We start from the raw sequence: 24402 nt of genomic DNA, 5'->3' as shown, positions 1-24402 counted from the left end.
CAACGTGCGCGCCATCACATAGGTTCGATCTAGCTGCGCTGGAGTGGTTTGGGCGGTCTCACCAGTCCTCACCAGTACTTGGGCGATAACGGCGTTGAGCCACGCCCGGATGCGATGACCAGCCTCAACTGGGGGGCCAGGGGCTTTGTTATTCCGGGCGTGGCTCTACTGTGTCCGGTGCCGGACGTGTCCCGCCGGTGCCGGCCGCAGTCGGGACCGGGCGCCGGGTGCCGGTAGATCAGTACCCAGACGAAAATTGTCCGGCCCTGCTGATCCAGCACTTCTCCAGAAACGGATACCACCCGTGGTCCTGAGACTGTCCCAGCTTTTCCTGCGCACCCTGCGTGAAGATCCCGTCGACGCCGAGGTCGCCAGCCACAAGCTCCTGGTCCGCGCCGGGTACATCCGCCGCGCAGCCCCGGGCATCTACACCTGGCTTCCGCTGGGTCTCAGCGTCCTGCGCAAGGTCGAGGACATCATCCGCGAAGAAATGGCGGCCATTGGAGCCCAGGAAGTCCACTTCCCGGCGCTGCTGCCCCGTGAGCCCTATGAGGCAACCAACCGCTGGACCGAATACGGCGAGGGCCTGTTCCGCCTCCAGGACCGCAAGGGCGCTGACTACCTCCTGGCCCCCACGCACGAGGAAATGTTCACGCTGCTGGTCAAGGACCTGTACTCCTCGTACAAGGACCTGCCGCTGAGCCTCTACCAGATCCAGAACAAGTACCGTGACGAGGCCCGTCCCCGGGCGGGCCTGCTGCGCGGGCGCGAGTTCATCATGAAGGACTCCTATTCCTTCGACGTGGACGACGCCGGCCTGGACGCCAGCTACGCCGCGCACCGCTCCGCCTACCTGAAGATCTTTGCCCGGCTTGGCCTGGAGGTTGTCCCCGTCGCGGCCACCGCCGGCGCCATGGGCGGTTCCAAGAGCGAGGAATTCCTGTACCCCACGGAGATCGGCGAGGACACCTTCGTCCGCTCGGCATCCGGGTACGCAGCCAACGTCGAGGCCGTGACCACCGTGGTCCCCGACGAGATCGACTTCAGCGACGCTCCCGCGGCCCAGGTGCTCGACACCCCGGACACCCCCACCATCGAAACCCTGGTGGCGGCATCCAACGAATTGGCCCCTCGCAGCGAGGCCGACGGCGGCGCCTGGACTGCCGCCGACACCCTCAAGAACGTGGTTCTCGCCGTCACGCTGCCCACCGGTGAACGCCAGCTTGTGGTCATCGGCCTGCCGGGTGACCGCGGCGTTGACCTCAAGCGCGTGGAGGCCAACATCGGTTCCTTCCTGCCCATCGCAGGGGAGATCGGACTGGAAGCAGCCAACGACGACGACCTCAAGAAGCAGCCCCTTATCGTGAAGGGCTACCTCGGCCCTGGCCTGACCTTGGACGAACCCCTGCTGGGCAGCGAAAGCTCCACCAAGCTCCTCTACCTGGTGGACCCCCGCGTCGTCAGCGGCACCACCTGGATCACCGGCGCCAATGAAGCCGGCAAGCACGTCTATGGCCTGGTGGCCGGACGCGACTTCACCTGGGACGGAGTCATCGAGTGCACCGAGGTGCGCGCCGGCGATCCCGCGCCTGACGGCTCCGGCCCCCTGGAAACGGCCCGCGGCATCGAAATGGGCCACATCTTCCAGCTGGGCAGGAAGTACGCCGAGGCCCTGGACCTCAAGGTCCTGGACCAGAACGGCAAGCAGGTCACGGTGACCATGGGCTCCTACGGCGTGGGTGTTACCCGGGCGGTGGCAGCGCTGGCCGAATCCAACCACGACGCCAAGGGCCTGGTCTGGCCCCGTGCCGTTGCGCCTGCGGACATCCACGTGGTGGCCGTCGGCAAGGGTGAGGACATCTTCGCCACTGCTGAACAGCTGTCACTGGACCTTGAGGCAGCAGGCCTGCAGGTCATCTTCGACGACCGCCCCAAGGTATCGCCGGGCGTGAAGTTCGGTGACGCGGAACTGGTGGGCGTCCCCACCATCCTGGCGGTCGGCCGCGGACTGGTGGACGGCGTGGTGGAGATCAAGGACCGCCGCACGGGTGAAGCGGAAAACGTGGCGGTTGATAAGGCCGTTGACTACGTGGTCAACGCCGTCCGCAACAGCTGAACCGCGGCAGTGGAATTTGGGCTTGAATCCCTCCAACTGACAACGCTGCTCCTGCTGGTGCTGGCCGGCTTCGCGGCCGGCTGGGTGGATGCCGTGGTGGGCGGGGCGGGCTGATCCAGCTCCCCGCCCTCCTGCTGGTTCCCGGCATCACGCCGGTGCAGGCGCTGGCGACCAACAAGCTGGGGTCGATCTTCGGAACGGCCACCAGTGCCACCACGTACTACCGCCGGGTGGGGCCGGACTTGAAGACGGCCCTTCCCATGGCGGTGATCGCGCTGGCGGGAAGTTTCGGCGGGGCAGTGCTCGCGGCCACCTTGCCGGCCAACGTCTTCAAACCCATCATTGTCGCGGCCCTGGTCGCCGTCGCCCTCTTCACGGCGCTTAAGCCCGACGTCGGCGACATCACCGCGCTGCGCCACGACGGCCACAAGCACTATGTGGTGGCCTGCCTGATCGGCGCGGTCATCGGCTTCTACGACGGCCTGATCGGACCGGGCACGGGGTCTTTCCTGGTCATCGCGCTGGTCTCGGCCATGGGCTACGCCTTCCTCGAGGCCAGCGCCAAGGCCAAGATCGTCAACATGGCTACCAACGCCGGCGCGCTGTTGTTCTTCATGCCGCACGGTTCCATCCTGTGGGGGCTTGGCCTGCTGCTGGGCGTATCCAACATGGCCGGCGGCTATCTCGGTGCCAGGACCGCCGTCAAGCAGGGGAGCCGGTTTGTGCGCATTGTCTTCCTGGTGGTGGTGGCCGCCCTCATCATCAAACTCGGCTACGACATCTGGCAGGAAAACTTCGCCTGACCCGGCTCGCCCAGGAGTGGTTCCGGGCCCCTCGTGGCAGGGTGTTGCCGGGCGTAGCATGCAGGTATGCCCCGGGGTGATGCTGACTACTCCCGTGCACTGGCAAGGGCCGTGCACCACTCCACCGCCTGGCTGCACAGCCTTGCCGACCGCCCGGTGGGCCCCAGCCGCACGGCGCACGACCTTGGTGCCGCCTTCGGGGGCCCCTTGCCGCGGCAGGGAATGCCGGCCGAAGAAGTGATTGATTTCCTTGCCCGGAACGCAGAACCGGGGCTGATGGCCATGCCGTCCGGCCGGTTCTTCGGCTGGGTCATCGGCGGCACGCTGCCGGCAGCACTTGCCTCGGACTGGCTTGTCAGCGCCTGGGACCAGAACGCCTGCTTCCGCTACGCCACCCCCGCCGCCGCGGCAATCGAGGAAAGCGCGGGCGCCTGGCTGCTGGAGTTGCTGGGCCTGCCCCGTGAGTCCGACGTCGGATTCGTCACCGGCGCCACGATGGCGAACTTCACAGGGATGGCGGCCGCCCGGTGGCGGCTCCTCACCGACGCCGGCTGGGATCTGGACCGCGACGGGCTGGCCGGGGCTCCGCGCATCCGCTGCTACGTGGGCCGGGAACGGCATGAAACCGTAGATCTCGGGTTGCGCTACCTGGGGCTGGGGCAGCCGACGGCAGTAGCGGCCGACCGCGAGGGACGCCTGATTCCTGCGGCGCTGGATGCGGCGCTGGCTGAAGGCGGGGGACCGGCGCTGGTCTGCCTGCAGGCCGGCAATGTGCACTCCGGCGCCTTCGATCCGTTTCCCGAGGCGATCGCCGTCGCAAGGAAGCACGGAGCCTGGGTCCATGTCGATGGTGCGTTCGGGCTGTGGGCGGCAGCAGCACCCGGACTGCGGCACCTGACCAGCGGATACGGGGAAGCGGACTCCTGGGCGACGGACGCGCACAAGACGTTGAACGTGCCCTACGATTGCGGGATCGCCATCGTCCGGGACGCAGCCGCGCTGCGCTCCGCCATGGGCCTGCACGCGAGCTACCTGGTGCATGACGCTGAAGGGCCCGGCGATCCGTTCGAGAAAGTGCCTGAGCTTTCCCGGCGGGCACGGGGCGTGCCGGTCTGGGCTGCGCTGAAAAGCCTCGGCGGGGATGGTGTGGCAGCGCAGGTTCACGGGTTGGCAGCGGCTGCCTCCGACATCGCGGCCGGGCTGGCCGTGCTTGATGGCGTCGAGGTGCTGAACGACGTCGGCTACACCCAGGTGTGCGTGGCCTTCGGCGACGACCACACCACCCGCGCGGTCACGGCCCGCATCATCGATGACGGCAGGGTGTGGATGTCAGGGTCCCGCTGGCACGGCCGGGACATCCTGCGGATCTCGGTCAGCAACTGGCAGACGGCCGGAGAAGACGTCGGCACCGCCGTGGCGGCCGTCGGCTCAGCTCTTGCCGCAGTCCGCAGCGGCTGAGCTCACCTGTTGCCGAATGCCTCGCCCGGTTCCGGGAGTTCCTGCGCCGGCGGCAGGTCCGGCAAAGTCCGGCCAGCCAGCGTACTGGCCACCCAGAGCGAACGGGACAGATCGCCCCGGTGCCCTGGCTTCCCGGCATACTCCAGCGCGTTGGCAACCTCCCGCGCGACGGCCCACTGCCTTGCCACCTCGCCGTCCAATGCCGCCGCAGCGCTGAAATCGCTGCACCGGCGCCGCAGTGCTTCGGCCGCCCCACCGGCCGGCAGTTCGCTGATCCGGTTCCACAGCAGCGGTGCCACGGCATATTCGGGTTCGCCGATCATGGGCTGGGGGTCGATGGCTGCGTAGCCTGCCGCCGTCGGCCGTTCGTCCGTCCTGCCCGGCCTGGCCAGGACGTTGAGGAAATGCAGGTCAGTATGAACCAGGGCATCCCGTCCGGACCGCCGTCCCACCGCACCCCGGGTCTGGCAGACCTCCAGCGCGGCTTCCAGCAGCCAGCGGGGGAACGGGCGGCCCAGCTGCTCCCAGTCGGCAGGCAGGTCATCGCTCCACTGCTCGGCGCGGGCGGCAATGTGGTCGAACTCCCGCCACTGCGGCCGCTGGTCCGGGCTGAGGCTCAGCTGCCGCACCAGCCCGCCCCACACCTCGGCCGCCGCATCAAAGGGCACGGTGGCAAGCGAGCTGCCGGCCTCCAGCCGCTCCAGGAGCATGGCGCACGTGCCCGCATCCGCTTCGAGGAGGGCTACTGCCCCCTGCCCCTGCCACAGCTCCAGCGCGTGCCGTTCGACCCTGGCTTCATCGTGCGGGAAGGCAATCTTGAGGGCCGCCGGGGAGCCATCTGCCTGCCGTACCGGTACCACCACGCCGCCGTGCCCGTTCCAGGGGACGCTGCCGGCGGGGAGGTCCGCTTCGAGGCACCATTGCTCCAGCCGGCCCTGGATCAGGTCCGGCAGCGAGGCAAGCCAGGCGCGTCCGGAACTGCTGCGGCTGTATCGGGCGGTCAGGTCCGGCGGGATGGGTACTACGGCTGCTGGCGGATTCATCAGGTCCAGCCTAGGCGCCCGGGGCGGGACTTCCGGCCCGGACAGGGCGGGGCAGCCGGAAATCCTGTTTCTACTCCGGCAACAGAGGCAGCCGGGCCTCGTCCAGGAGTGTTCCGGGAACAGCGCCAGGGTCCCCGCCCCAGTGAACTGTCCGCTCCGCGGCCGCCTGCAGCCCCGCTATAGCCCAGGTGCGGGCGGAGCCGTCCGTCAGTGCCACCACGTCTCCATAGGCGGGAAGGGTTGCAGCCTCCAGTTGCGCCAGTCCGGCGGCGGGGGCAGCGAGAAACCCGGGCTCCAGGACGTAGCCCGGCTCCTGCGGCGGCGGAACGGCGCAGTGCAGGCGGCTGGCGGCTTCGGCATCCTCCACCAGGTCCTGGTGCCGGCGCAGGAATTCCGACGCCGGCCCGGCGGCATCCTCGGGCAGTCGCGCCAGAGCCGCCTGGTAGCCGTAGACCGCCTCCAGCTCAGCGGCGGCCAGGGCCGCCAGGGCGCTGCCCGGCGCCGCCGGCCCAGGAGGTGGAACCTGCTCCCCGGACTGTGCCTTTTCACTGACTGCAGCCTGCCTTGAAGGGACCAAGGGGCAGGCCGCAGGTGATCCTGGTGTTGCAGGTGCAGTGGCGCCCGGATCCGCGGCCGGTGCCGTTGACGCTGCTTCAGAGACATTGGGGGTGCCACCTGGCACAGCCCGGCCTGCAGCGGCGACGGCATCGGGGCTGCCGGCTGCCGCGGCGAGCTCTTGGGCGGCCAGGACCTGGGCTGTGCCTGCCCCTGCCAGCAGGCGGGCCATCCCGCCGTCGGCCGCTGCCGCGTCCCGGAGCCGCTCCGTACCGCTGGCGGCCAGGGCTGTGGCCAATCCGGCCGCTGTCATCGAGGCAGGAGCAGGAGCAGGGGTCGTGGGGGTGGCGGTGGCTGGCGACGGGGCGGTCGACGCCGCAGCGGCCTCCGGCAGCAGGAGGGCGCGCGCCTGGATGGTCAGCAAGGTCACAACCCGGTCCAGGCCGGCGGCAGCACCGCCGTCGGCTGTCCCGCCGGCAAGCTGAAGTCCCGCGGCTCGGAGTTCAAGGGTGTCCGCAAGGGCGGCCGCGCGGGCCTGCTCGGTGAACGGGGAGCGGGCGGTTCCGGCGGATCCGCGGGAATCAGGGCGAATCCCAGGCTCAGGACGAGTAATGCTGCCAGGGAGAGGACGGCGTACCGGAAATAGCGCATCCGCGGGCGGTTTTCCTGGTTGTCGTCGTTCACAACAGACCATGGTGCCACGGCTGAGGGGGATCGCCGTGCACCGTTCTGCCGGTAAAATAGCTACGCTAGTACACACCACATCATCTATAGGGAGGCGGCCGGCATCGTGAGCAATGCAGAAGCCACGGCTTCACCAGACCACACCGGAACGGGCAGGACTGGGACCGCAGCGGCACACAATCCGGAAGCTGCCCGGCTGAGAGCCCTCCTCGAACCCTCGGTCCTGGCCAACAGGCTGTACCTCGAGGACGTGGAAATCAACGTTGCCGGGTCCCACCGGGTGGTCCACGTTGTGGTGGACCTGCCGCAGGAGGAATCGGGCGGCGTAAGCCTCGACGTCATCGCGGACATTTCCAGGGTTCTCTCCGATGTCCTGGACAACGACCCCGCCACGGACAGCCGCCCCTATGACCTCGAAGTATCCTCGCCCGGCGTCGGACGTCCCCTGACCGAACCCCGCCACTGGCACCGGGCCAGGGGCCGGATGGTCACGGTGAACGTCATCCAGGGCGACAACGTCACCGGCCGTATCCAGTCGGTGGACGACGCCGGCGTGACACTCGTGCCGGAGATCGCCGTCAAGAAGGGCATGAAGCCCAAGCAGGGCGACCCCATCAAACTTCCTTTCGACAGGATCCGCAGCGGAAAAGTCGAGATCGAATTCAGCCACCTCAATGAGGGCGGTCTGGAACCTGAACACAATGGACCTTCTGAGGAGGCCTGATGGATATTGACATGAGCGCACTGAGACTTCTGGAGCGTGAGCGTGAAATCCCGCTGGACCTCCTGATCCCCACCATCGAGCAGGCGCTCCTGGTGGCCTACCACAAGTCTCCCGGCGCCTTTGAAAAGGCCCGTGCCGAGCTGGACCGGAAGAGCGGCCACGTGACCATCTGGGCCGTGGAGATTGACGACGACGGCGCGCCCATCGGCGAGTTCGAGCACACGCCGGAGGGTTTCGGGCGCATCGCCGCCAGCACCGCCCGGCAGATCATCCTCCAGCGCCTGCGCGACGTTGAGGACGACAACGTGCTGGGCGAATTCAAGGGCCGCGAGGGCGAGCTGGTTGCCGGCACCATCCAGCAGGGCAACAACCCGCACATGATCCAGGTCAACCTGGGTTCGGTGGAAGCACTGCTTCCGCCGCCCGAGCAGGTTCCGGGGGAGAAGTACATCCACGGCAACCGGCTCCGCGCCTTGGTTATCGACGTCCACCGCGGCTCCAAGGGCCCGTCCGTCACGCTGTCCCGCTCCCACCCGGGGCTTGTCCGGAAGCTCTTCGAACTGGAAGTTCCGGAGATCGCCGACCGTTCCGTGGAGATCGTGGCACTCGCCCGCGAAGCCGGCCACCGCACCAAGATTGCGGTGAAGGCGAACGCTCCCGGGATCAACGCCAAGGGCGCCTGCATTGGTGAAATGGGTTCCCGGGTCCGCGCCGTCATGAACGAACTCAACGACGAAAAGATCGACATCGTCGACTTCAGCGAGAACCCCGCCACCTTCATCGCCAGCGCCCTGTCGCCGTCGCGTGTGAATTCTGTCACCATCACGGATGAGGCCACCCGGTCGGCACGCGTGGTGGTCCCCGACTACCAGCTGTCGCTCGCCATCGGCAAGGAGGGCCAGAACGCCCGCCTGGCTGCGAAGCTCACCGGCTGGCGGATCGATATCGTCTCCGACGCCGCAACGGCCAAGGAAAGCTGACCCGCTGCCCGGCCGGATCCTCCCACGCCGGAGCCGGCCCGCAGTTCGGGCGGAAGGCCCCGGAGGGGCTAGAATAGATCAGGACCGCGCCTTACGGCCGGTAACCGTGTGCCTTGTGTGTGCCCTTCCCCGGATGGGGAGGTGCCCGCGCGTGGCCTGCAGATATGAACGTCAGGACGATTGCCGTGGCAGAAGTACGTACCAGCGGGAGTCAACCGGAACGCACCTGCATCGGTTGCCGGAAGAAGGGGCCGCGGTCTGAGTTACTCCGGCTCGTCGCCGAAGGCAGCGGATCAACCGCTGTCCTGGTGGATGAACGACGCCGGATGGCTGGCCGGGGTGCATGGCTGCATCCCAGCGAATCGTGCCTGGCTCTGGCAGTAAAGCGGCGAGCGTTCGGACGCGCCCTTCGGGGAGCAACCGGAACCGAAGCCGTGGAACGCCGGATCACGTCAGGTCCGATCGTCACAGGCGCCACGGCGGCTGCGACACCAACCGTCCAACCTGAAAGCGGGTCAGAAATCTGATGGAAACCCGATGAGTTCCCAGCGATGAGTGCGTAACGATGACAACTTTGTTGCGCTCTGCAATGGGCCCTTCTGCAGCATTCGCGGCTGGGGCCCGCAGTAAGAAGTAGACGGTTCGTGCCTGGCTCGGTGCGGACCGAGACAGGAGAAATGTGGCCAAGGTCCGCGTACACGAGCTCGCGAAAGAGCTCGGTATTACTTCCAAAGATGCAGTGACAAAACTGCAGGAACTGGGCGAATTCGTTCGCTCCGCCTCATCCACCATTGAGGCCCCCGTCGTGCGCAAGCTGCGCAACGCCTTCCCCGATGCTGCCGCCAAGAGCGCAGCACCCGCAGCTGCCCCCAAGGCACCTGCTCCCGCCGCGGAAGCACGTCCGTCAACCCCGGCTCCGGGCCCGGCAGCTCCCAAAGCTCCCGCACCCAAGGCTCCGGCACCCGCAGCCCCCGTCCAGGCAGCTGCCCCGTCGGCTCCGGCTCCCAGCGCGCCGCCGGCACCTGCCGCCAGCGCTCCGGCTGCTCCCGCGGCACCCTCCACCGGCGCCAAGCCCGGTGCCCGTCCGGCCCCCAAGGCTGACACCCCCGCCGCCCGCCCGGGTGGCTCCGCTCCCGGCTCGAACGCGCCGCGCCCGGGCGGTCCCGTCCCGGCAACAACCCGTTCGCCACCTCGCAGGGCATGCCCCGCGGCCGTGGCGGCGACGGTGACCGCGCTCCCCGTCCGGGCAACAACCCGTTTGCCACGTCCCAGGGCATGCCCCGCCCGGGTGGCGGCCGCACCGACGGCGACCGTCCCGGTGGTCCGCGTCCCGCGGCCGGTGCCGGTGGTCCCCGTCCCGGTGGTCCGCGTCCAGCGGCCGGTGCAGGTGGGCCCCGTCCCGCAGCCGGTGCCGGCGGTCCCGTCCCGGTGCACCCCGCCCCGGTGGTCCGCGGCCTACTCCCGGCATGATGCCCAACCGCACTGAGCGTCCCGCCCCCGCAGGTGCAGGCCGTCCCGGCGGCGGCGGCCGCGGTCCCGGTCGCCCGGGCGGCGCACCCGGAACCGGTGGTCCCGGTGGCGGCGGCGGTGCTCCCGCCGGCGGTGGCTTCGGCAAGGGCGGTCGCGGCCGCGGCGGCACCCAGGGTGCCTTCGGCAAGGGCGGCGCAGGCCGTGGCAAGCAGCGCAAGTCGAAGCGCGCAAAGCGCCAGGAACTTGAGCAGATGAGCGCACCGTCGCTGGGTGGCGTGAGCGTACCCCGCGGCGACGGCAACACCGTCATCCGCCTGCGCCGCGGCTCGTCCATCACGGACTTCGCCGACAAGATCGAGGCAAACCCCGCCGCGCTGGTGACCGTGCTGTTCCACCTCGGTGAAATGGCAACCGCCACCCAGTCGCTGGACGAGGACACCTTCGCACTGCTGGGCGAGGAACTGGGCTACAAGCTGCAGGTCGTGTCGCCGGAGGACGAGGAGCGCGAGCTGCTCTCCACCTTCGACATCGACGTGGAAGCCGAACTCGAAGCCGAAGGCGACGACGAACTCGAGCCGCGCGCTCCGGTCGTCACCGTCATGGGCCACGTTGACCACGGTAAGACCCGGTTGCTGGATGCCATCCGCAACTCGGACGTCGTGGCCGGCGAGCACGGCGGCATCACCCAGCACATCGGTGCCTACCAGATCAGCCATGAGCATGAGGGCACGCTGCGCGACATCACCTTCATTGACACCCCCGGTCACGAGGCGTTCACCGCCATGCGTGCCCGTGGTGCCAAGGTCACCGACATCGCCATCCTGGTGGTGGCAGCGGACGACGGCGTTATGCCGCAGACCGTTGAAGCACTCGACCACGCCCAGGCGGCCAACGTGCCGATCGTCGTGGCCGTGAACAAGATCGACAAGGAAGGCGCCAACCCTGACAAGGTCAAGGGCCAGCTGACCGAGTACGGCCTGGTTCCGGAAGAATACGGTGGCGACACCATGTTCGTTGAGGTCTCTGCCCGCCAGAACCTGAACATCGACGAACTGATCGACGCTGTGCTGCTGACGGCCGACGCCGCGCTGGACCTCCGGGCCAACCCGGACAAGGCCGCCCGCGGTATCGCCATCGAAGCCAACCTGGACAAGGGCCGGGGTGCTGTGGCCACCGTGCTGGTGCAGTCCGGTACCCTGGCGGTCGGCGACACGATCGTGGCCGGTACGGCCCACGGCCGCGTCCGCGCCATGTTCGACGAAGACGGCGAAGCCCTCGACGTCGCGCTGCCGTCACGTCCGGTCCAGGTCCTCGGCCTGTCCAACGTGCCGCGCGCCGGTGACAGCTTCCTGGTCACCACCGACGAACGGACCGCCCGCCAGATCGCCGAAAAGCGTGAAGCCGCTGAGCGCAATGCCCAGCTCGCCAAGCGCCGCAAGCGCATCAGCCTGGAAGACTTCGACCAGGCAGTGGCCGACGGCAAGATCGACACCCTCAACCTCATCCTCAAGGGTGACGTGTCCGGTGCCGTGGAAGCCCTCGAAGACGCCCTGCTCAAGATCGACGTCGGCGAAGGCGTGCAGCTGCGCGTCATCCACCGCGGTGTGGGTGCCATCACGCAGAACGACGTCAACCTGGCAACGGTCGACTCCGCCGTCATCATCGGCTTCAACGTCAAGCCGGCCGAGCGGGTTGCCGAACTGGCAGACCGCGAAGGCGTGGACATGCGCTTCTACTCGGTCATCTACGCAGCAATCGATGACATCGAGATGGCGCTCAAGGGCATGCTCAAGCCGGAATACGAAGAATTCCAGCTGGGCACCGCCGAAGTCCGCGAAGTCTTCCGCTCCTCCAAGTTCGGAAACATCGCAGGCTCGATCGTCCGCAGCGGCATCATCCGCCGTAACACCAAGGCACGCATCAGCCGCGACGGCAAGGTCATCGGTGACAACCTCACCATTGAGACGCTCAAGCGCTTCAAGGATGACGCCACCGAGGTCCGCACCGACTTCGAGTGTGGTATCGGCCTTGGCTCGTACAACGACATCGTTGAAGGCGACATCATCGAGACCTTCGAGATGCGCGAAAAGCCGCGCGTCTAGTCTGTCCCGCGGCGGGACGCCTCCGAGTTTTGGGGGCGCCCCGCCGCGCTGGGCGGCAAAGGATCTTGCGATCCTTTGCCGCCCAGCTCCGGTAGGCCCGATGCCACTCCCGGGCGCCCCCAAAATTCTCCGGCATCGTCGTTGGCCCGTCTGGGTGCGTGGTGCAGAACTGAAACGTGCGCTGGCAGCCTCCGCGCCGCCGTCGTACGACCCAAATTTTCTTTTATAGGAGTTGAACATGGCTGATCCGGCACGTGCTGCCAAGATGGCGCAGCGGATTAAGGTTGTTGTTGCTGAGGCCCTGAGCCGGAAGGTTAAGGATCCTCGGCTTGAGGGGATTACTGTTACCGATGCCCGCGTGACCAATGATCTGCAGCATGCCACCGTCTACTACACCGTCTTTGGGGACCAGGCTCTGCAGTCTGATGCTGCCAAGGGGCTGGAGAAGGCCAAGGGTGTGCTGCGGCAGGAGGTGGGCCGCAACATCACTGCGCGGCTGACTCCCACGCTCGAATTCGTGGCCGACCAGATTCCCGTGAACGCCTCCAACCTTGAGGAACTGCTGCGGGAAGCGAAGAAGCGCGACGCCGAGGTGGCCGCCCTGGCTGCCAAGGCCAAGCACGCCGGCGACGCCGATCCCTACAAGAGCGATGCGACACCTGACGTGGAGATCGACGAAGACGATTTCGACGAAGAGGACCTCGACCTCAACGACACCGACGAGTTCGACGAAGACGGCAACAAGTAGCCCAGAAGGTCAGCAGAAGGCCCGGACCGCGAATGCAGTCCGGGCCTTCTGCTTCCCAGAAACCTGTGTTCGCCTCCTGTGCGGTGCCTACCTGATATCGGCCTTGATGACCTTTCCGGCCGGAGGCCCCGCAGGGGGTGCCGCACCTGGTCCTGCTGGAGGCCCTGGCAGTGCATCAATCGTGGCGTAGAGCGTCCGGCCCTGGATTTCGACGTCGGCGGGCTGGTTCACTTTCAGGAATTGGGTGCGGTGTCCCTTCCAGGCGTGGAACTTCAGGATCTCGTTGCCGAACAATGATGCAACATAAACGTCGCCCGTGTTGGCAACAGCCAGTCCGGTGGGGCTGAGGATGTAGTCCACCCAGAGCCTGGTTGCTCCGGTCCACGGGTTGACCTTGAAGATCGCGCCGCGGTGGCCGAGGGCTTCGCTTTCAGGTCCACCGGGCAGGGACGTCACGTACAGCCAGCCGTCGGGGCCTATCTCGACGTCAGTCGGGACGAACTCGAAGGCGTAGGTGAAGCCGGCGCAGCTGGGCGCCATCAATTCCTTGGCGGCCTCGGCAGGAATCGTGAAAGGCCGGGGCGGCAGGACGGCCAGCGTCGAGATCTCGCCGGTACGGATGTTGACCCTGAGGATGGCATTCATCCCGGCGTCCGCCACGTAGGCCGTATTGCCCTGGACTGCGGTGGCGTACGGATGGGAGTCCACCACTCCCTTGTACTGGGGCGGCGGGCCGCCCTCACCGTCGGGCGGCGTGGTTTCGGCAAGGCAGGCAGCGCCCGTGCCAGACGCGAACCCGTACTTTTGGTTGCCGTCCGGGTTGTACTTGCGTTCATACTCCGCGAGGTCCGCGATGGTCCGCACGTCTCCTCCCGGACCAATGGCCTTCAGGTAGCCCTCCAGCTTGGCGGGCTCACCGAGGCCCGCGCCGGTGCTTTCCAGGAAGAACGTGGTGGCGCCCCGCGTTTCGACGCCTGCGACGTCCCAGCCTTCAACGCCCTTGGCGTAGATGTCCTCGACGTCGCCGTCCCTGCCGATCCGGCTAAGTGTCGCTGCAAAGTCCTGGGTCACATACAGCGATTTACCGGTGCCGACGGCCAGGTGCAGGGGAGAGACCAGGCCGCCGGCCACTTCCTCGTACGGCCAGCCGTGGTGGTCCCCGCCGGACGCTGAAGATGCGGCGGCCGGGATGATGACGGCCGCCACCGCCAGGGATGCGATCAAAGCGAGTTTTCTCTTCATTGGGTACTCCGGGACTGGTGGCTTGCGGCGGGCCGGGATGAGGGTGCCCCGCAGGGAGGCAGTACAGCTGACGCCCAGGGCGCCAGACTATTCCTGTGCTGCGCAGATGTCGTCGGGACTTTCCCCCTAATGCGCCCCCTATTTCATCCCCTAACCGGGATGCGGTGGCTAGGATCGAGCTATGACCCAGGCAACTGAGCACCTTGAGGCCGCGCGCTACCTTGAGCAGGCCGTCGAATTGGCCGTCCGGAACGTTGCCGAGGGCGGCGGACCGTTCGGCGCGCTGGTGGTGACGGCGGACGGGCGCGTGCATGAAGGCGTCAACCGGGTCACCCGGGACAACGATCCCACCGCCCATGCGGAGGTGGTGGCCATCCGCGCCGCCGCTACGGCAACTGCCAACTTCGACCTCCACGGCGCGGTGCTCTACGCCAGCTGCGAGCCGTGCCCGCTCTGCCTCGCCTCTGCATTGTGGGCGCGGATTGACCGGGTCCACTTTGCCGCGGACCGGCATGGAGCCGCCGCCGCCGGCTTCGACGATGCCTTGTTCTACGACTACTTCAGCGGCACCCGCCCCGAACTGTTGCCGGTCACCCGCGACGACATTCCGACGTCGGCCGCCCCCTTCAAGGCGTGGGACGCCTTCGAGGGCAAGACGGAGTATTAGGCATGGAGCCAACGCTCATCGCCTGCCCCTCCTGTGGCAAGACCAACCGGATTCCGGCGCAGGCAGCCGGGACGCCGCGCTGCGGCAACTGCAAGGCCGGGCTGCCCTGGATCGTCAACGCCGGGGACGCTGACTTCGCCGCCGTGGCTGAACGGTCACCCGTACCCGTGCTGGTTGACTTCTGGGCGGACTGGTGCGGGCCCTGCCGCATGGTGAGTCCGGTCCTGGACAAACTGGCCCGCGAACGGCCCGGCCGGATCAAGCTGGTCAAAGTCGATGTGGACAAGGCGCCCGGCCTGTCGCGGCGGTTCGACGTGCAGGCGATCCCCACCCTGATGGTGCTGGTGGACGGAAAGGTGGCCGCCCGGCAGGCGGGGGCGGCGCCCGCACAGGTGCTGCGCTCCTGGCTGGACGGGGCCCTGGGCGGCGCAGCCCGGTAATCAGCGCAGCCCAGTAAGCGGACGCGGCCCTGGAAGCGGATGTGGCCCGGTAGGCGGGCCCGCGGCCAGGTAAGCGGTCGGAGACGTTATTCAGGCCGGTCCTTGCCGGCAGGCGTGACAGTCCCTCCAGCAGGTCCTGTTTCTGCCCGCACAGCGCGATGCGGACCCAGCCTTCGCCGATCGACCCAAAGGCAGTGCCGGGGGCCAGGGCAACACCGGCGTCCGCCAGGAACCGGCGAACCCATCCGCGCACGTCGCCGCCACTGGCGTGCGACAGATCCGCCCACAGGTAGAAGGCGCCCTGGGCCTGGAGGTACGGGATGCCCTTGGCGTCAAGGACTGCGGAGGCGGCGTCGCGGTTCTCCCGGTAGTGCCGGGAGGCGTGCTGCACATAGTCCTGCGGGCCGGTCAGGGCAGCGAGTGCGGCGTACTGGGGCGGTGCCGCCACGCAGGAGACGATGGATTCCATCACATTGTCCATCTGCTGCTTCAACTCCGGCGGACACACCAGCGCCCCGATCCGGAGGCCCGTGAGCCCGTAGGTCTTGGACAGTGTCAGGGAGGTGAACACCCGCGCTTCGCCGCGCGTCCCGCCGTCGAACCTTGCCGGGCTGATGTGCGGCACGTCGTAGGTGAACGCCTCGTAGCATTCGTCCGAGATGACCCAGAGGTCGTGCCTGCGGGCGAGCTCCATGAGCTCGCGGGTAAGGTCCCGGCCCAGGACGGCACCGAGCGGGTTGGACGGTGAGTTCAGCACCAGCACCCGCGTCCGGTCCGTGATGAGCGCCTCGATATCCTCCGTCCGGGGCTGGAAGCCATGCCCGGGGTACAGCGGATACCCCACGGGTTCGGCGTTCAGGAGCCGGGCGGTCATCGCGAAGGTGGGGTAGCCCGGGTTGGGGATCAGGATCTCATCGCCGGGGGAGAGCAGCAGGCTCATGGCCAGGTGCAGGCCCTGCTGTGCCCCGGCCACGACGTACACCCGGTCGGCTCCCACATCCACGCCCTGCTGTTCCCGGAACCTGGCGGCGAAGGCCTCCCGCAGCCCGGGAATGCCTGCATTGGGGGTGTAGTTCGTTTCATCGCGGTCCAGGCACGCCATGCCCGCATCCAGCACGTGGCGGGGGAGCGGGAAGCCAGGCTCCCCGATGCTCAGGACCAGTGCTCCCGGGGTGCGCCACGCCGCCTCGGTGATCTCGCGGATCTGGTTGACGGGCACGTCGCGGACATGGGCGGCAAGCTCGGGCATGCCTGCCATCCTAGCCGCCGCCGCCCTGCACCGGGGCCCCAACCTGCGCCGATATACTGGTAGGCGTGCTTTCTGGACTGGTGATAGTGGACAAGCCGCAGGGATGGACCAGCCATGATGTGGTTGGCCGGATGCGGCGCCTCGCAGGGACCCGGAAAGTGGGGCACGCGGGAACCCTTGATCCGATGGCCACCGGCGTCCTGGTGGTCGGCATCAACAAGGCCACGCGCCTGCTGACCTACATTGTGGGCACGTCCAAGACCTACACCGCCACCATCCGCCTGGGCCAGTCGACAGTGACGGACGACGCCGAGGGCGAGGTTACCGCCACCGCCGGCACCGAGGGTGTCAGCGACCAGGCAATCCACGACGGCGTCGCCGCACTGACGGGCGACATCCTGCAGGTGCCCAGCAGCGTCAGCGCCATCAAGGTCAATGGCGAGCGCGCGTACGCCCGGGTCCGCTCCGGCGAGGACGTGAAGCTCGCGGCCCGGCCCGTCACCATCCACCGCTTCGAGGTCCACGGCATCCGCCGTGATGCCGGAGCCGGCGCGCTGGACCTTGACGTGACCGTGGAGTGCTCGTCCGGAACCTACATCCGTGCCCTGGCACGGGACCTGGGGAATGCCTTGGGCGTGGGCGGGCACCTCACCGCCCTCCGCCGGACCCATGTGGGCCCGTACTCACTGGACCAGGCCCGCACGCTCGACCAGCTCGCCGAGGAGCTCAACGTCCTGGAAATGTCCCAGGCGGCCCGCGCGCTCATGCCCAACCGCGAGCTGAGTGCCGAGGAAACCACGGAAATCTCGTTCGGCCGCCGCATTGCGGCCGGGGCGGAACCGGGAAGCCCCTCGGCCGCCACCCCGGACCATCCCGCCGCCGCTTTCGCCCCCGACGGAAGTCTGGTGGCACTGCTCGCTGACGCCGGCAGTTACGCAAAACCGGTCCTGGTGTTCGCACCGGGCAACGGCGCACCCGCCGCCGCGGCAGCCGGGGAGGCCTAGGGTGGACGCGTATTTCTGGATCATCCTGGCAGTCGGCCTGCTGTCCACCGCCATCTGCCTGGTGGCGGGCATCATGAAGAAGGCACCCAACGACGTCACCATTCTCTCGGTGGCCGCCGTGGAACTGGCCCTGGTGGTCTACCTTGTGGGTTCGATCGTCCGGGTCATCGCAGGGGAACCCATCGCGGGCGAGGCGTGGGAATTCTGGGGCTACCTTGCCACGGCCATGCTCCTGCCCCCGGCAGCCGTCTACTGGTCCATCCTGGAACGGACGCGGTGGAGCAACTTCGTCCTTGCCGCCGTCGGCGTGACGGCCCTGGTGATGGCCGCCCGCATGAACCAGATCTGGTACTGAAGTGGAAGAAGCACGCAACGTGAATGACCAGCACACACCGGCCGCGGTGGGCAGCGCACCCGCCGGCACCCCCCGCAATACCCGGAACACGGGCCCGGGACGCCTCCTCATCGCTGTCTACGCCGTCTTTGCCATTTCGGCCTCGGCCCGCGCCGGCTACCAGATCCTCACCAAGTTCTCCGAGGCCCCGCTCGCCTACCTGCTGTCCGCCTTCGCCGCCTTGGTCTACGTGATAGCCACGATCTCCTTGGCCAAGGCCGGCAGCACCTGGTTCAAAGTGTCCGTCGCCGCCGTGCTGGTGGAGCTCGTGGGCGTCCTGGTGGTGGGGGCGCTGAGCATCTTCGACGCCGTGGCGTTCCCCCATGAGACCGTGTGGTCCCTGTTCGGCCGCGGTTACGGCTTCATCCCGCTCCTGCTGCCGATCCTGGGGCTGGTGTGGCTGTACCGGCGCCGGCCGTCGCAGGGAAAGTCGCTGGGAAAAGGGGCACGGTGAATACGGGTAACCTTGAAGAGTTCCGCGGCCGGTCCGGCTGCGGAATGTTGATGCTGCAGGCAGTCTAAGGCGAGGGTGATGGTCTACATCTGGAACGATCCGTCCGAGGTCCCGGCGGACTTCGGACCCTCTGTTGTCACCTTCGGGAACTTCGATGGTGTCCACCGGGGGCACCAGCAGGTGTTGTCCCAGCTGATCCGCTCGGCGCGGCTCACCCGGTCCAAGGCCGTGGCGGTCACCTTCGACCCGCATCCTGCGTTCGTACACCGCCCGGAGTCCGCCCCCGAGATGATCATGGGCCTGGACGACAAACTGGAGGCACTGGGCGAACTGGGCCTGGACGCCATCCTGGTGGTCAAGTCTTCACTGGACCTGGCAAGCCTCACTGCCGAGGAATTCGTGGAGCAGTACCTGGTGGACTGCCTGCACGCCAGCCACGTCGTGATCGGTCACGACGCCCGCTTCGGCCGCGGCAATTCCGGGGACCTGGACACCATGAAGGCCCTGGGTGAAAAGTTCGGCTTCGAGGTCCAGGTGATCAGCGAGTTCGGCTCCGAGGGCTACCCCCTGCATGACGACGACGGCGCGGACCGCCGCTGCTCGTCCACCTGGGTGCGTGAAGCGCTCCAGGAGGGCGACGTCGCCACGGCGGCTGCCGTGCTGGGCCGGTGGCACCGGATGCGCGGCGAAGTGGTGCATGGTGCCGCCCGCGGGCGGGCCCTGGGTTTCCCCACCGCCAACCTCGCCTCCAACGCCAGCGGCCTCATTCCTGCCGACGGCATCTACGCGGGCTGGCTTGTGGACCAGGCCGGCAAGCGCTGGCCGGCTGCCATCTCGGTGGGTTCCAATCCAACGTTCGACGGCGTCAGCCGCCAGGTGGAGGCCCACGTCATCGACAGGCCCAAGGAGGCCGTTGAGGACTTCGATCTGTACGGCCAGACAGTAGTCGTGGAATTCGTGGCGCGCCTTCGCGGCATGGTGGCCTATCGTGGGCCTGAAGCACTGGTGGACCAGATGAAGCTGGACGTGGTCCAGGCCCACGACCTCCTGGTCAAACGCTGACCAGACCCTGACCAGACGCTGGCCAGGCGCTGGCCAGAACGGGGCGCTGCAGCCGATCCGATCCACCAGCCCCGGCGGGACGCTGCCGGGTCAGCAAGGAAAGGCAGTACGTGTCCGTCGAAAAGAACACCCGCAAGCTGGATAAAGGCATCGTCCGCGACTTCAGTTCCCGGATGAGCTACGCCTCCTACCTCCAGCTGCCCACCCTGCTCAGTGCCCAGCAGCCGGTGAGCAAGCCCGAGCACCATGACGAAATGCTGTTCATCATCCAGCACCAGACCACGGAGCTGTGGCTGAAGCTGGTGTTGCATGAGTTGCGGAGTGCCGCCGCCTGGCTCCGTAACGATGACCTGGGTTCGGCGCTCAAGGGCATCGCCCGGGTCAAACATATCCAGAAGACCCTCACCGAACAGTGGTCCGTGCTGGCCACCCTGACACCCACCGAGTACTCCCAGTTCCGCGGATTCCTGGGCAACTCCTCCGGCTTCCAGTCCGCCCAGTACCGTGCCGTGGAATTCGTCCTGGGCAACAAGAACCGCAAGATGCTTCCGGTGTTCGAATCCGATCCCGAGGCGCACGCCATGCTGTCCGAACTCCTCGCGGCGCCCAGCATCTACGACGAATTCCTCGCCTACCTGTCCAGGCACGGCTTCGACGTCCCTGCCTCGGTCCTGGACCGCGACGTCAGCCGCGCCCACGAGTTCACCCCGGAACTGGTGCCGCTGTTCAAGCACATCTACGAACACGCGGCAGACAACTGGAGCGCGTACGAGGCGTGCGAGGAACTGGTTGACCTGGAAGACAATTTCCAGCTGTGGCGGTTCCGCCACCTGCGGACGGTGCAGCGGACCATCGGCATGAAGGCCGGAACGGGTGGGTCCAGCGGCGCCGCCTTCCTGCAAAAAGCCCTCGAGCTCACTTTCTTCCCGGAGTTATTCGCAGTCAGGACGGAGATCGGCCAATGACCACACAGCAGCAGCCCCTGGTGGAAGAGGAAGGCGTGGCCCTGCAGCAGCGCGCCGAAGAACTTGACCGCCAGGACCCGCTGGCCCACTACCGTGACCACTTCATCGGCACCGATACCCCGCTGTCCTACCTGGACGGCAACTCCCTGGGCCGCCCGCTGAAGAGGACGCCCGAGGACATTGCAGCCTTCATCCGCGAGGGCTGGGGCGGGCGCCTGATCCGCGCATGGGATGAGGAATGGCTGGACTTGCCACAGGCCATCGGTGACCAGCTGGGCCGGGCCGTCCTGGGTGCTGCGCCGGGACAAACGATCATCGCGGACTCCACCACGGTGGTCCTCTACAAACTGATCCGGGCCGCCCTGGCCGCGGTGGCTGACCCGGACCGGAACGAACTGGTCCTGGACACCGAGAACTTCCCCACGGACCGCTACCTCGTGGAAGGCATCGCGCTTGAAGAGGGCCTGACGCTCCGCTGGATCGAGGCCGATCCCGCCGCCGGGGTGACCGCTGACCAGGTGCGCGAAGCGACCGGCCCGCGCACCGCCGTCGTCCTTCTCAGCCAGATCGCCTACCGCTCGGGCCACCTTGCCGACCTGCCTGCCATTACCGCCGCCGTGCACGACGCCGGCGCCCTGGTGGTGTGGGATCTTTGCCACTCCGCGGGTCGGTGGAGATCGACCTCGACGGCGCCGGCGTGGACTTCGCCGCGGGCTGCACGTACAAGTACCTGAACGGCGGCCCGGGGTCGCCGGCGTTCGCCTACGTCAACCAGCGGCACCTGGCCTCGCTGAACCAGCCCATCTGGGGCTGGATGGGCCGGAAGGACGCGTTCGAGATGGCCAAGGGGTATGAGCCGGCGGCAGGCATCCGGGGCTTCCTGAGCGGCACCCCCGCCATCCTCGGGATGCTTGCCATGCGGGGAACGCTGGACCTGATCGAGGAAGCGTCCATGGCTGCCATCCGGGCGAAGTCGGAGAAGCTGACGGCGTTCGCCGTCGAAATCTTCGACGCGTGGCTGGCACCGCTGGGCGCCGAACTGGCCACCCCGCGCAGTCCGGGGGAGCGGGGCAGCCACATTACCGTGGACCACCCCGGGTTCACCAAGGCCACCGTGGCGTCGCTGTGGGATGACGACGTGATCCCCGACTTTCGCTCGCCCCGCGGCATCCGCGTAGGCCTCTCACCCCTGAGCACCAGCTTCCAGGAGGTGCTGCAGGGAATGAGGGCCATCCGGGACCGGCTGCGGGATTAACACCGACTGTTTCGACAGGTTAGGCCCGGGCCGGTAAACTTGACGATGGATCCGGCTGCAGTCCGTGGCGGCTGGTTCCTGTCGTGTTCGGACCTTCCCGGTTTTCCGGGGCCAGGCCGCAGCGGCAGACCCGGCAGTGATTTTCTGACCGGGCCCTCACGGCACATTTCATAGGAGTTAATGTGGCACTTGACGCCGCTGTAAAGCAGTCCATCATCAAGGAATACGCAACCGCAGAAGGCGACACCGGTTCACCGGAGGTCCAGGTTGCTGTCCTGACCCAGCGGATCAAGGATCTGACTGAGCACATGAAGGAGCACAAGCACGACTTCCACACCCAGCGCGGCCTGCTGGCCATGGTGGGTCGCCGCAAGCGCATGCTGAGCTACCTCAAGAAGACCGACATCGCCCGCTACCGTTCGCTCATCGAGCGCCTCGGCCTGCGCCGCTAGTCAGACTTCGGGGGCGGCCCTTTCCAGGACGGGACGGGCCGCCTTCTTCAATCAAAACTAAACAGGAGGATCAACCGCATCACGCATTCGCGGTCCTCGGTAGTGATCCCCGGGAAGGCTTCAGCGACTGAAGTCCCGGCCCGTGGGTCTCGATCGATGACCGGGTGCAGGGCCAGTAGACAGATGCTGGCCAGGTTGATGCGGCTGGACTTCCGTAAACAGAAACGGAGGTGACTCTCTTGGAGGGTCCCGAAATCCAGTTCTCAGAAGCAATCATCGACAACGGCCGCTTCGGCAAGCGCGTGGTCCGGTTCGAAACCGGCCGCCTCGCCAAGCAGGCAGCCGGCGCAGCCATGGTGTACATCGACGAGGACACCGCCCTGCTGTCCGCCACCACCGCCGGCAAGCACCCGCGCGAAGGCTTTGACTTCTTCCCGCTGACGGTTGACGTCGAAGAGCGCATGTACGCCGCCGGACGCATCCCTGGCTCGTTCTTCCGCCGTGAAGGCCGCCCGTCCACCGAGGCCATCCTGGCCTGCCGCCTGATGGACCGCCCGCTGCGCCCCGCCTTCATCAAGGGCCTGCGCAACGAGGTCCAGATCGTGGTCACCGTCCTGGCAATCAACCCCGACGAGCTGTACGACGTGGTGGCCATCAACGCCTCCTCGATGTCCACCCAGCTGTCCGGCCTGCCCTTCTCCGGCCCCATCGGCGGCGTCCGCGTTGCCCTGGTCGCCGACGAAAACGGCTCCCAGTGGGTTGCCTTCCCGAAGCACTCACAGCTGGAAAACTCCGTGTTCAACATGGTGGTTGCCGGCCGCGTTGCCGGTGACGACGTCGCCATCATGATGGTCGAAGCCGAAGCCACGGACAACTCCTGGACCCTCATCAAGGAACAGGGCGCCACCGCCCCCACCGAAGAGGTTGTTTCCGAGGGCCTCGAGGCTGCCAAGCCGTTCATCAAGGCTCTCTGCGACGCCCAGGCCGACCTCGCCGCCCGTGCTGCCAAGCCAACGGTCGAATTCCCTGTCTTCCTCGACTACGAGGACGACGCCTACGCCGCCGTGGAGTCCGCAGCCAGCGAGAAGCTGACCGCTGTCTTCCAGATCGCTGACAAGCAGGAGCGCGAGAACGCCGCCGACGCCCTCAAGGACGAAGTGCTGGCCAACCTTGCCGGCCAGTTCGAGGGCCGCGAGAAGGAACTGTCCGCAGCATTCCGCTCGGTCACCAAGCACGTGGTGCGCCAGCGCATCCTCAAGGACCAGATCCGCATCGACGGCCGCGGCCTGACCGACATCCGCCAGCTCACCGCTGAGGTTGAGGTCCTGCCCCGCGTCCACGGCTCTGCTATCTTCGAGCGCGGCGAAACCCAGATCATGGGTGTCACCACGCTGAACATGCTCAAGATGGAGCAGCAGATCGACTCGCTGTCGCCGGTGAAGACCAAGCGCTACATGCACAACTACAACTTCCCGCCGTACTCCACCGGTGAAACCGGCCGCGTGGGCTCGCCCAAGCGCCGCGAAATCGGCCACGGTGCCCTGGCGGAACGCGCCCTGGTGCCGGTCCTGCCGTCGCGCGAGGAGTTCCCGTACGCCATCCGCCAGGTATCCGAGGCCCTCGGTTCCAACGGTTCGACGTCGATGGGTTCCGTCTGCGCCTCCACCCTGTCCATGCTGAACGCCGGTGTGCCCCTGAAGGCCGCCGTCGCAGGTATCGCCATGGGCCTGGTTTCCGACCAGGTGGACGGCCAGACCCGCTACGCAGCCCTGACAGACATCCTCGGCGCCGAAGATGCCTTCGGTGACATGGACTTCAAGGTCGCCGGTACCGCAGAGTTCGTCACGGCCATCCAGCTGGACACCAAGCTCGACGGCATCCCCGCTTCGGTGCTGGCAGCAGCCCTGAAGCAGGCCCGCGAAGCACGCCTGCACATCCTCGAGGTCATCAACTCGGCGATCGACACCCCGGACGAGCTCTCCGAGTTCGCACCGCGCGTCATCGCCGTGAAGATCCCCGTGGACAAGATCGGTGAGGTCATTGGCCCCAAGGGCAAGATGATCAACCAGATCCAGGAAGACACCGGCGCCGACATCTCCATCGAGGACGACGGCACGGTCTACATCGGCGCCACCGACGGCCCGTCTGCCGAGGCAGCACGTTCCGCCATCAACGCCATCGCCAACCCGCAGGTCCCCGAGATCGGTGAGCGCTACCTGGGTACGGTCGTCAAGACCACCACCTTCGGCGCGTTCGTTTCGCTGACCCCGGGCAAGGACGGCCTCCTGCACATCTCCGAACTCCGCAAGCTGGCCAACGGCAAGCGCGTGGACAACGTGGATGACGTCGTGTCCGTCGGCCAGAAGGTCCAGGTGGAAATCACGAAGATCGACGACCGCGGAAAGCTGTCGCTCGCCCCCGTGGTGGCCGAGGAAGAAGGTGCGGCTGAGACCGAGCGCGCCCACACCACCGAACCTGCTGAAGGCGCTGACGTCTAACAGCTCCGGTTTCCGGCAGAAGCAATGAATCGGCGGG

19 protein-coding genes and 4 pseudogenes are annotated in these 24402 nt (G+C 67.3%); 18 read left to right on the top strand and 5 right to left on the bottom strand.

Annotated elements, in window-relative coordinates:
- The first annotated feature begins 304 nt into the window (after positions 1 to 304).
- The 3 genes and pseudogenes from ACPEE0_RS12725 to ACPEE0_RS12715 all read left to right on the top strand — a co-directional run bounded on the left by ACPEE0_RS12725 (position 305) and on the right by ACPEE0_RS12715 (position 4377).
- A complete protein-coding gene (locus tag ACPEE0_RS12725; RefSeq protein ID WP_133349948.1) occupies positions 305 to 2116 on the top strand; it encodes a proline--tRNA ligase in 1812 nt (603 codons plus the stop codon).
- A gap of 9 nt (positions 2117 to 2125) precedes the next feature.
- Positions 2126 to 2919, top strand: a pseudogene (locus ACPEE0_RS12720) (sulfite exporter TauE/SafE family protein).
- A gap of 66 nt (positions 2920 to 2985) precedes the next feature.
- Complete coding sequence (locus ACPEE0_RS12715) at positions 2986 to 4377, top strand: pyridoxal phosphate-dependent decarboxylase family protein (RefSeq protein ID WP_424574588.1); 1392 nt, start codon at positions 2986 to 2988, stop codon at positions 4375 to 4377.
- 2 nt (positions 4378 to 4379) lie between these two features.
- Here ACPEE0_RS12715 and ACPEE0_RS12710 read toward each other — a convergent pair whose 3' ends face one another.
- The 3 genes from ACPEE0_RS12710 to ACPEE0_RS12700 form a co-directional block, all read right to left on the bottom strand.
- On the bottom strand, positions 4380 to 5420 hold the full coding sequence (locus tag ACPEE0_RS12710) for an aminoglycoside phosphotransferase family protein (protein WP_424574587.1): 1041 nt from the start codon (positions 5418 to 5420) through the stop codon (positions 4380 to 4382).
- Between the two features lie 70 nt (positions 5421 to 5490).
- Complete coding sequence (locus ACPEE0_RS12705; RefSeq protein WP_424574586.1) at positions 5491 to 6405, bottom strand: DUF4439 domain-containing protein; 915 nt, start codon at positions 6403 to 6405, stop codon at positions 5491 to 5493.
- Positions 6402 to 6659, bottom strand: a complete 258-nt coding sequence (locus ACPEE0_RS12700; protein WP_424574585.1) for a hypothetical protein — start codon at positions 6657 to 6659, stop codon at positions 6402 to 6404. The genes ACPEE0_RS12705 and ACPEE0_RS12700 overlap by 4 nt, the downstream gene beginning before the upstream one ends.
- A 106-nt stretch (positions 6660 to 6765) precedes the next feature.
- Here ACPEE0_RS12700 and rimP point away from each other — a divergent pair, with 106 nt between their 5' ends.
- The 5 genes and pseudogenes from rimP (at position 6766) to rbfA (ending at position 12683) form a co-directional block, all read left to right on the top strand.
- A complete protein-coding gene (gene rimP, locus ACPEE0_RS12695; protein WP_009357848.1) occupies positions 6766 to 7383 on the top strand; it encodes a ribosome maturation factor RimP in 618 nt (205 codons plus the stop codon).
- On the top strand, positions 7383 to 8363 hold the full coding sequence (nusA, locus tag ACPEE0_RS12690; RefSeq protein ID WP_009357847.1) for a transcription termination factor NusA: 981 nt from the start codon (positions 7383 to 7385) through the stop codon (positions 8361 to 8363). Before rimP ends, nusA begins: the two co-directional genes overlap by 1 nt.
- Positions 8364 to 8527: 164 nt before the next feature.
- Entirely contained in the window at positions 8528 to 8890 is a 363-nt protein-coding gene (locus ACPEE0_RS12685) for a YlxR family protein (RefSeq protein ID WP_133349936.1), read from the top strand.
- 152 nt (positions 8891 to 9042) lie between these two features.
- A pseudogene (infB, locus tag ACPEE0_RS12680) lies at positions 9043 to 11935 on the top strand (translation initiation factor IF-2).
- 238 nt (positions 11936 to 12173) lie between these two features.
- Positions 12174 to 12683, top strand: a complete 510-nt coding sequence (rbfA, locus tag ACPEE0_RS12675; RefSeq protein ID WP_424574584.1) for a 30S ribosome-binding factor RbfA — start codon at positions 12174 to 12176, stop codon at positions 12681 to 12683.
- 87 nt (positions 12684 to 12770) lie between these two features.
- Here rbfA and ACPEE0_RS12670 read toward each other — a convergent pair whose 3' ends face one another.
- A complete protein-coding gene (locus ACPEE0_RS12670) occupies positions 12771 to 13925 on the bottom strand; it encodes a ScyD/ScyE family protein (protein ID WP_424574583.1) in 1155 nt (384 codons plus the stop codon).
- Between the two features lie 181 nt (positions 13926 to 14106).
- On the opposite strand from ACPEE0_RS12670, the gene ACPEE0_RS12665 reads away from it, so the two are divergent.
- Both ACPEE0_RS12665 and trxA read left to right on the top strand, forming a co-directional pair.
- Positions 14107 to 14592 (top strand): nucleoside deaminase, encoded by a 486-nt coding sequence (locus tag ACPEE0_RS12665; RefSeq protein WP_424574582.1) that lies wholly within the window; start codon positions 14107 to 14109, stop codon positions 14590 to 14592.
- A 2-nt stretch (positions 14593 to 14594) separates the two neighbouring features.
- On the top strand, positions 14595 to 15032 hold the full coding sequence (gene trxA / locus ACPEE0_RS12660) for a thioredoxin (protein WP_009372973.1): 438 nt from the start codon (positions 14595 to 14597) through the stop codon (positions 15030 to 15032).
- 100 nt (positions 15033 to 15132) lie between these two features.
- Here the strand turns inward: trxA and ACPEE0_RS12655 are convergent.
- A pseudogene (locus tag ACPEE0_RS12655) lies at positions 15133 to 16281 on the bottom strand (pyridoxal phosphate-dependent aminotransferase); the annotation flags it as partial.
- Between the two features lie 65 nt (positions 16282 to 16346).
- Between ACPEE0_RS12655 and truB the strand changes: the two are divergent.
- From truB to ACPEE0_RS12615, 8 genes and pseudogenes are all read left to right on the top strand, one after another.
- Complete coding sequence (gene truB / locus ACPEE0_RS12650) at positions 16347 to 17285, top strand: tRNA pseudouridine(55) synthase TruB (protein ID WP_083875120.1); 939 nt, start codon at positions 16347 to 16349, stop codon at positions 17283 to 17285.
- A gap of 1 nt (position 17286) precedes the next feature.
- Positions 17287 to 17640, top strand: a complete 354-nt coding sequence (locus tag ACPEE0_RS12645) for a hypothetical protein (RefSeq protein ID WP_133349922.1) — start codon at positions 17287 to 17289, stop codon at positions 17638 to 17640.
- Positions 17641 to 17659: 19 nt separating this feature from the next.
- Positions 17660 to 18133, top strand: a complete 474-nt coding sequence (locus ACPEE0_RS12640; RefSeq protein WP_009372969.1) for a hypothetical protein — start codon at positions 17660 to 17662, stop codon at positions 18131 to 18133.
- 78 nt (positions 18134 to 18211) lie between these two features.
- Entirely contained in the window at positions 18212 to 19195 is a 984-nt protein-coding gene (locus tag ACPEE0_RS12635; protein ID WP_424574581.1) for a bifunctional riboflavin kinase/FAD synthetase, read from the top strand.
- Positions 19196 to 19305: 110 nt separating this feature from the next.
- Positions 19306 to 20160 carry a tryptophan 2,3-dioxygenase gene (gene kynA, locus ACPEE0_RS12630; protein WP_424574580.1) on the top strand — a complete coding sequence of 285 codons (855 nt, stop codon included), beginning with the start codon at positions 19306 to 19308 and terminating at the stop codon, positions 20158 to 20160.
- A pseudogene (locus tag ACPEE0_RS12625) lies at positions 20157 to 21415 on the top strand (kynureninase). Before kynA ends, ACPEE0_RS12625 begins: the two are co-directional and overlap by 4 nt.
- 182 nt (positions 21416 to 21597) lie before the next feature.
- Positions 21598 to 21867: a 30S ribosomal protein S15 gene (gene rpsO, locus ACPEE0_RS12620; RefSeq protein WP_009372966.1), complete on the top strand. Its 270-nt coding sequence runs from the start codon at positions 21598 to 21600 to the stop codon at positions 21865 to 21867.
- Positions 21868 to 22106: 239 nt separating this feature from the next.
- On the top strand, positions 22107 to 24365 hold the full coding sequence (locus ACPEE0_RS12615) for a polyribonucleotide nucleotidyltransferase (RefSeq protein ID WP_133350171.1): 2259 nt from the start codon (positions 22107 to 22109) through the stop codon (positions 24363 to 24365).
- Positions 24366 to 24402: the final 37 nt, after the last annotated feature.

It is taken from the genome of Arthrobacter sp. SD76 (assembly GCF_049726125.1).
GTDB classification, from domain to species: domain Bacteria; phylum Actinomycetota; class Actinomycetes; order Actinomycetales; family Micrococcaceae; genus Arthrobacter; species Arthrobacter nitrophenolicus.
The sequence above is the reverse complement of the archived record's forward strand: the minus strand, read 5'-3'. Positions and strand labels throughout refer to the sequence as shown.

Excerpts from the sequence above, each read along its gene's own strand:
- ACPEE0_RS12715 (WP_424574588.1), top strand. The coding sequence starts at position 2,986 with ATGCCCCGGGGTGATGCTGACTACTCCCGTGCACTGGCAAGGGCCGTG.
- ACPEE0_RS12710 (WP_424574587.1), bottom strand. The coding sequence starts at position 5,420 with ATGAATCCGCCAGCAGCCGTAGTACCCATCCCGCCGGACCTGACCGCC.
- nusA (WP_009357847.1), top strand. The coding sequence starts at position 7,383 with ATGGATATTGACATGAGCGCACTGAGACTTCTGGAGCGTGAGCGTGAA.
- ACPEE0_RS12685 (WP_133349936.1), top strand. The coding sequence starts at position 8,528 with ATGAACGTCAGGACGATTGCCGTGGCAGAAGTACGTACCAGCGGGAGT.
- rbfA (WP_424574584.1), top strand. The coding sequence starts at position 12,174 with ATGGCTGATCCGGCACGTGCTGCCAAGATGGCGCAGCGGATTAAGGTT.
- ACPEE0_RS12670 (WP_424574583.1), bottom strand. The coding sequence starts at position 13,925 with ATGAAGAGAAAACTCGCTTTGATCGCATCCCTGGCGGTGGCGGCCGTC.
- ACPEE0_RS12665 (WP_424574582.1), top strand. The coding sequence starts at position 14,107 with ATGACCCAGGCAACTGAGCACCTTGAGGCCGCGCGCTACCTTGAGCAG.
- trxA (WP_009372973.1), top strand. The coding sequence starts at position 14,595 with ATGGAGCCAACGCTCATCGCCTGCCCCTCCTGTGGCAAGACCAACCGG.
- ACPEE0_RS12635 (WP_424574581.1), top strand. The coding sequence starts at position 18,212 with ATGGTCTACATCTGGAACGATCCGTCCGAGGTCCCGGCGGACTTCGGA.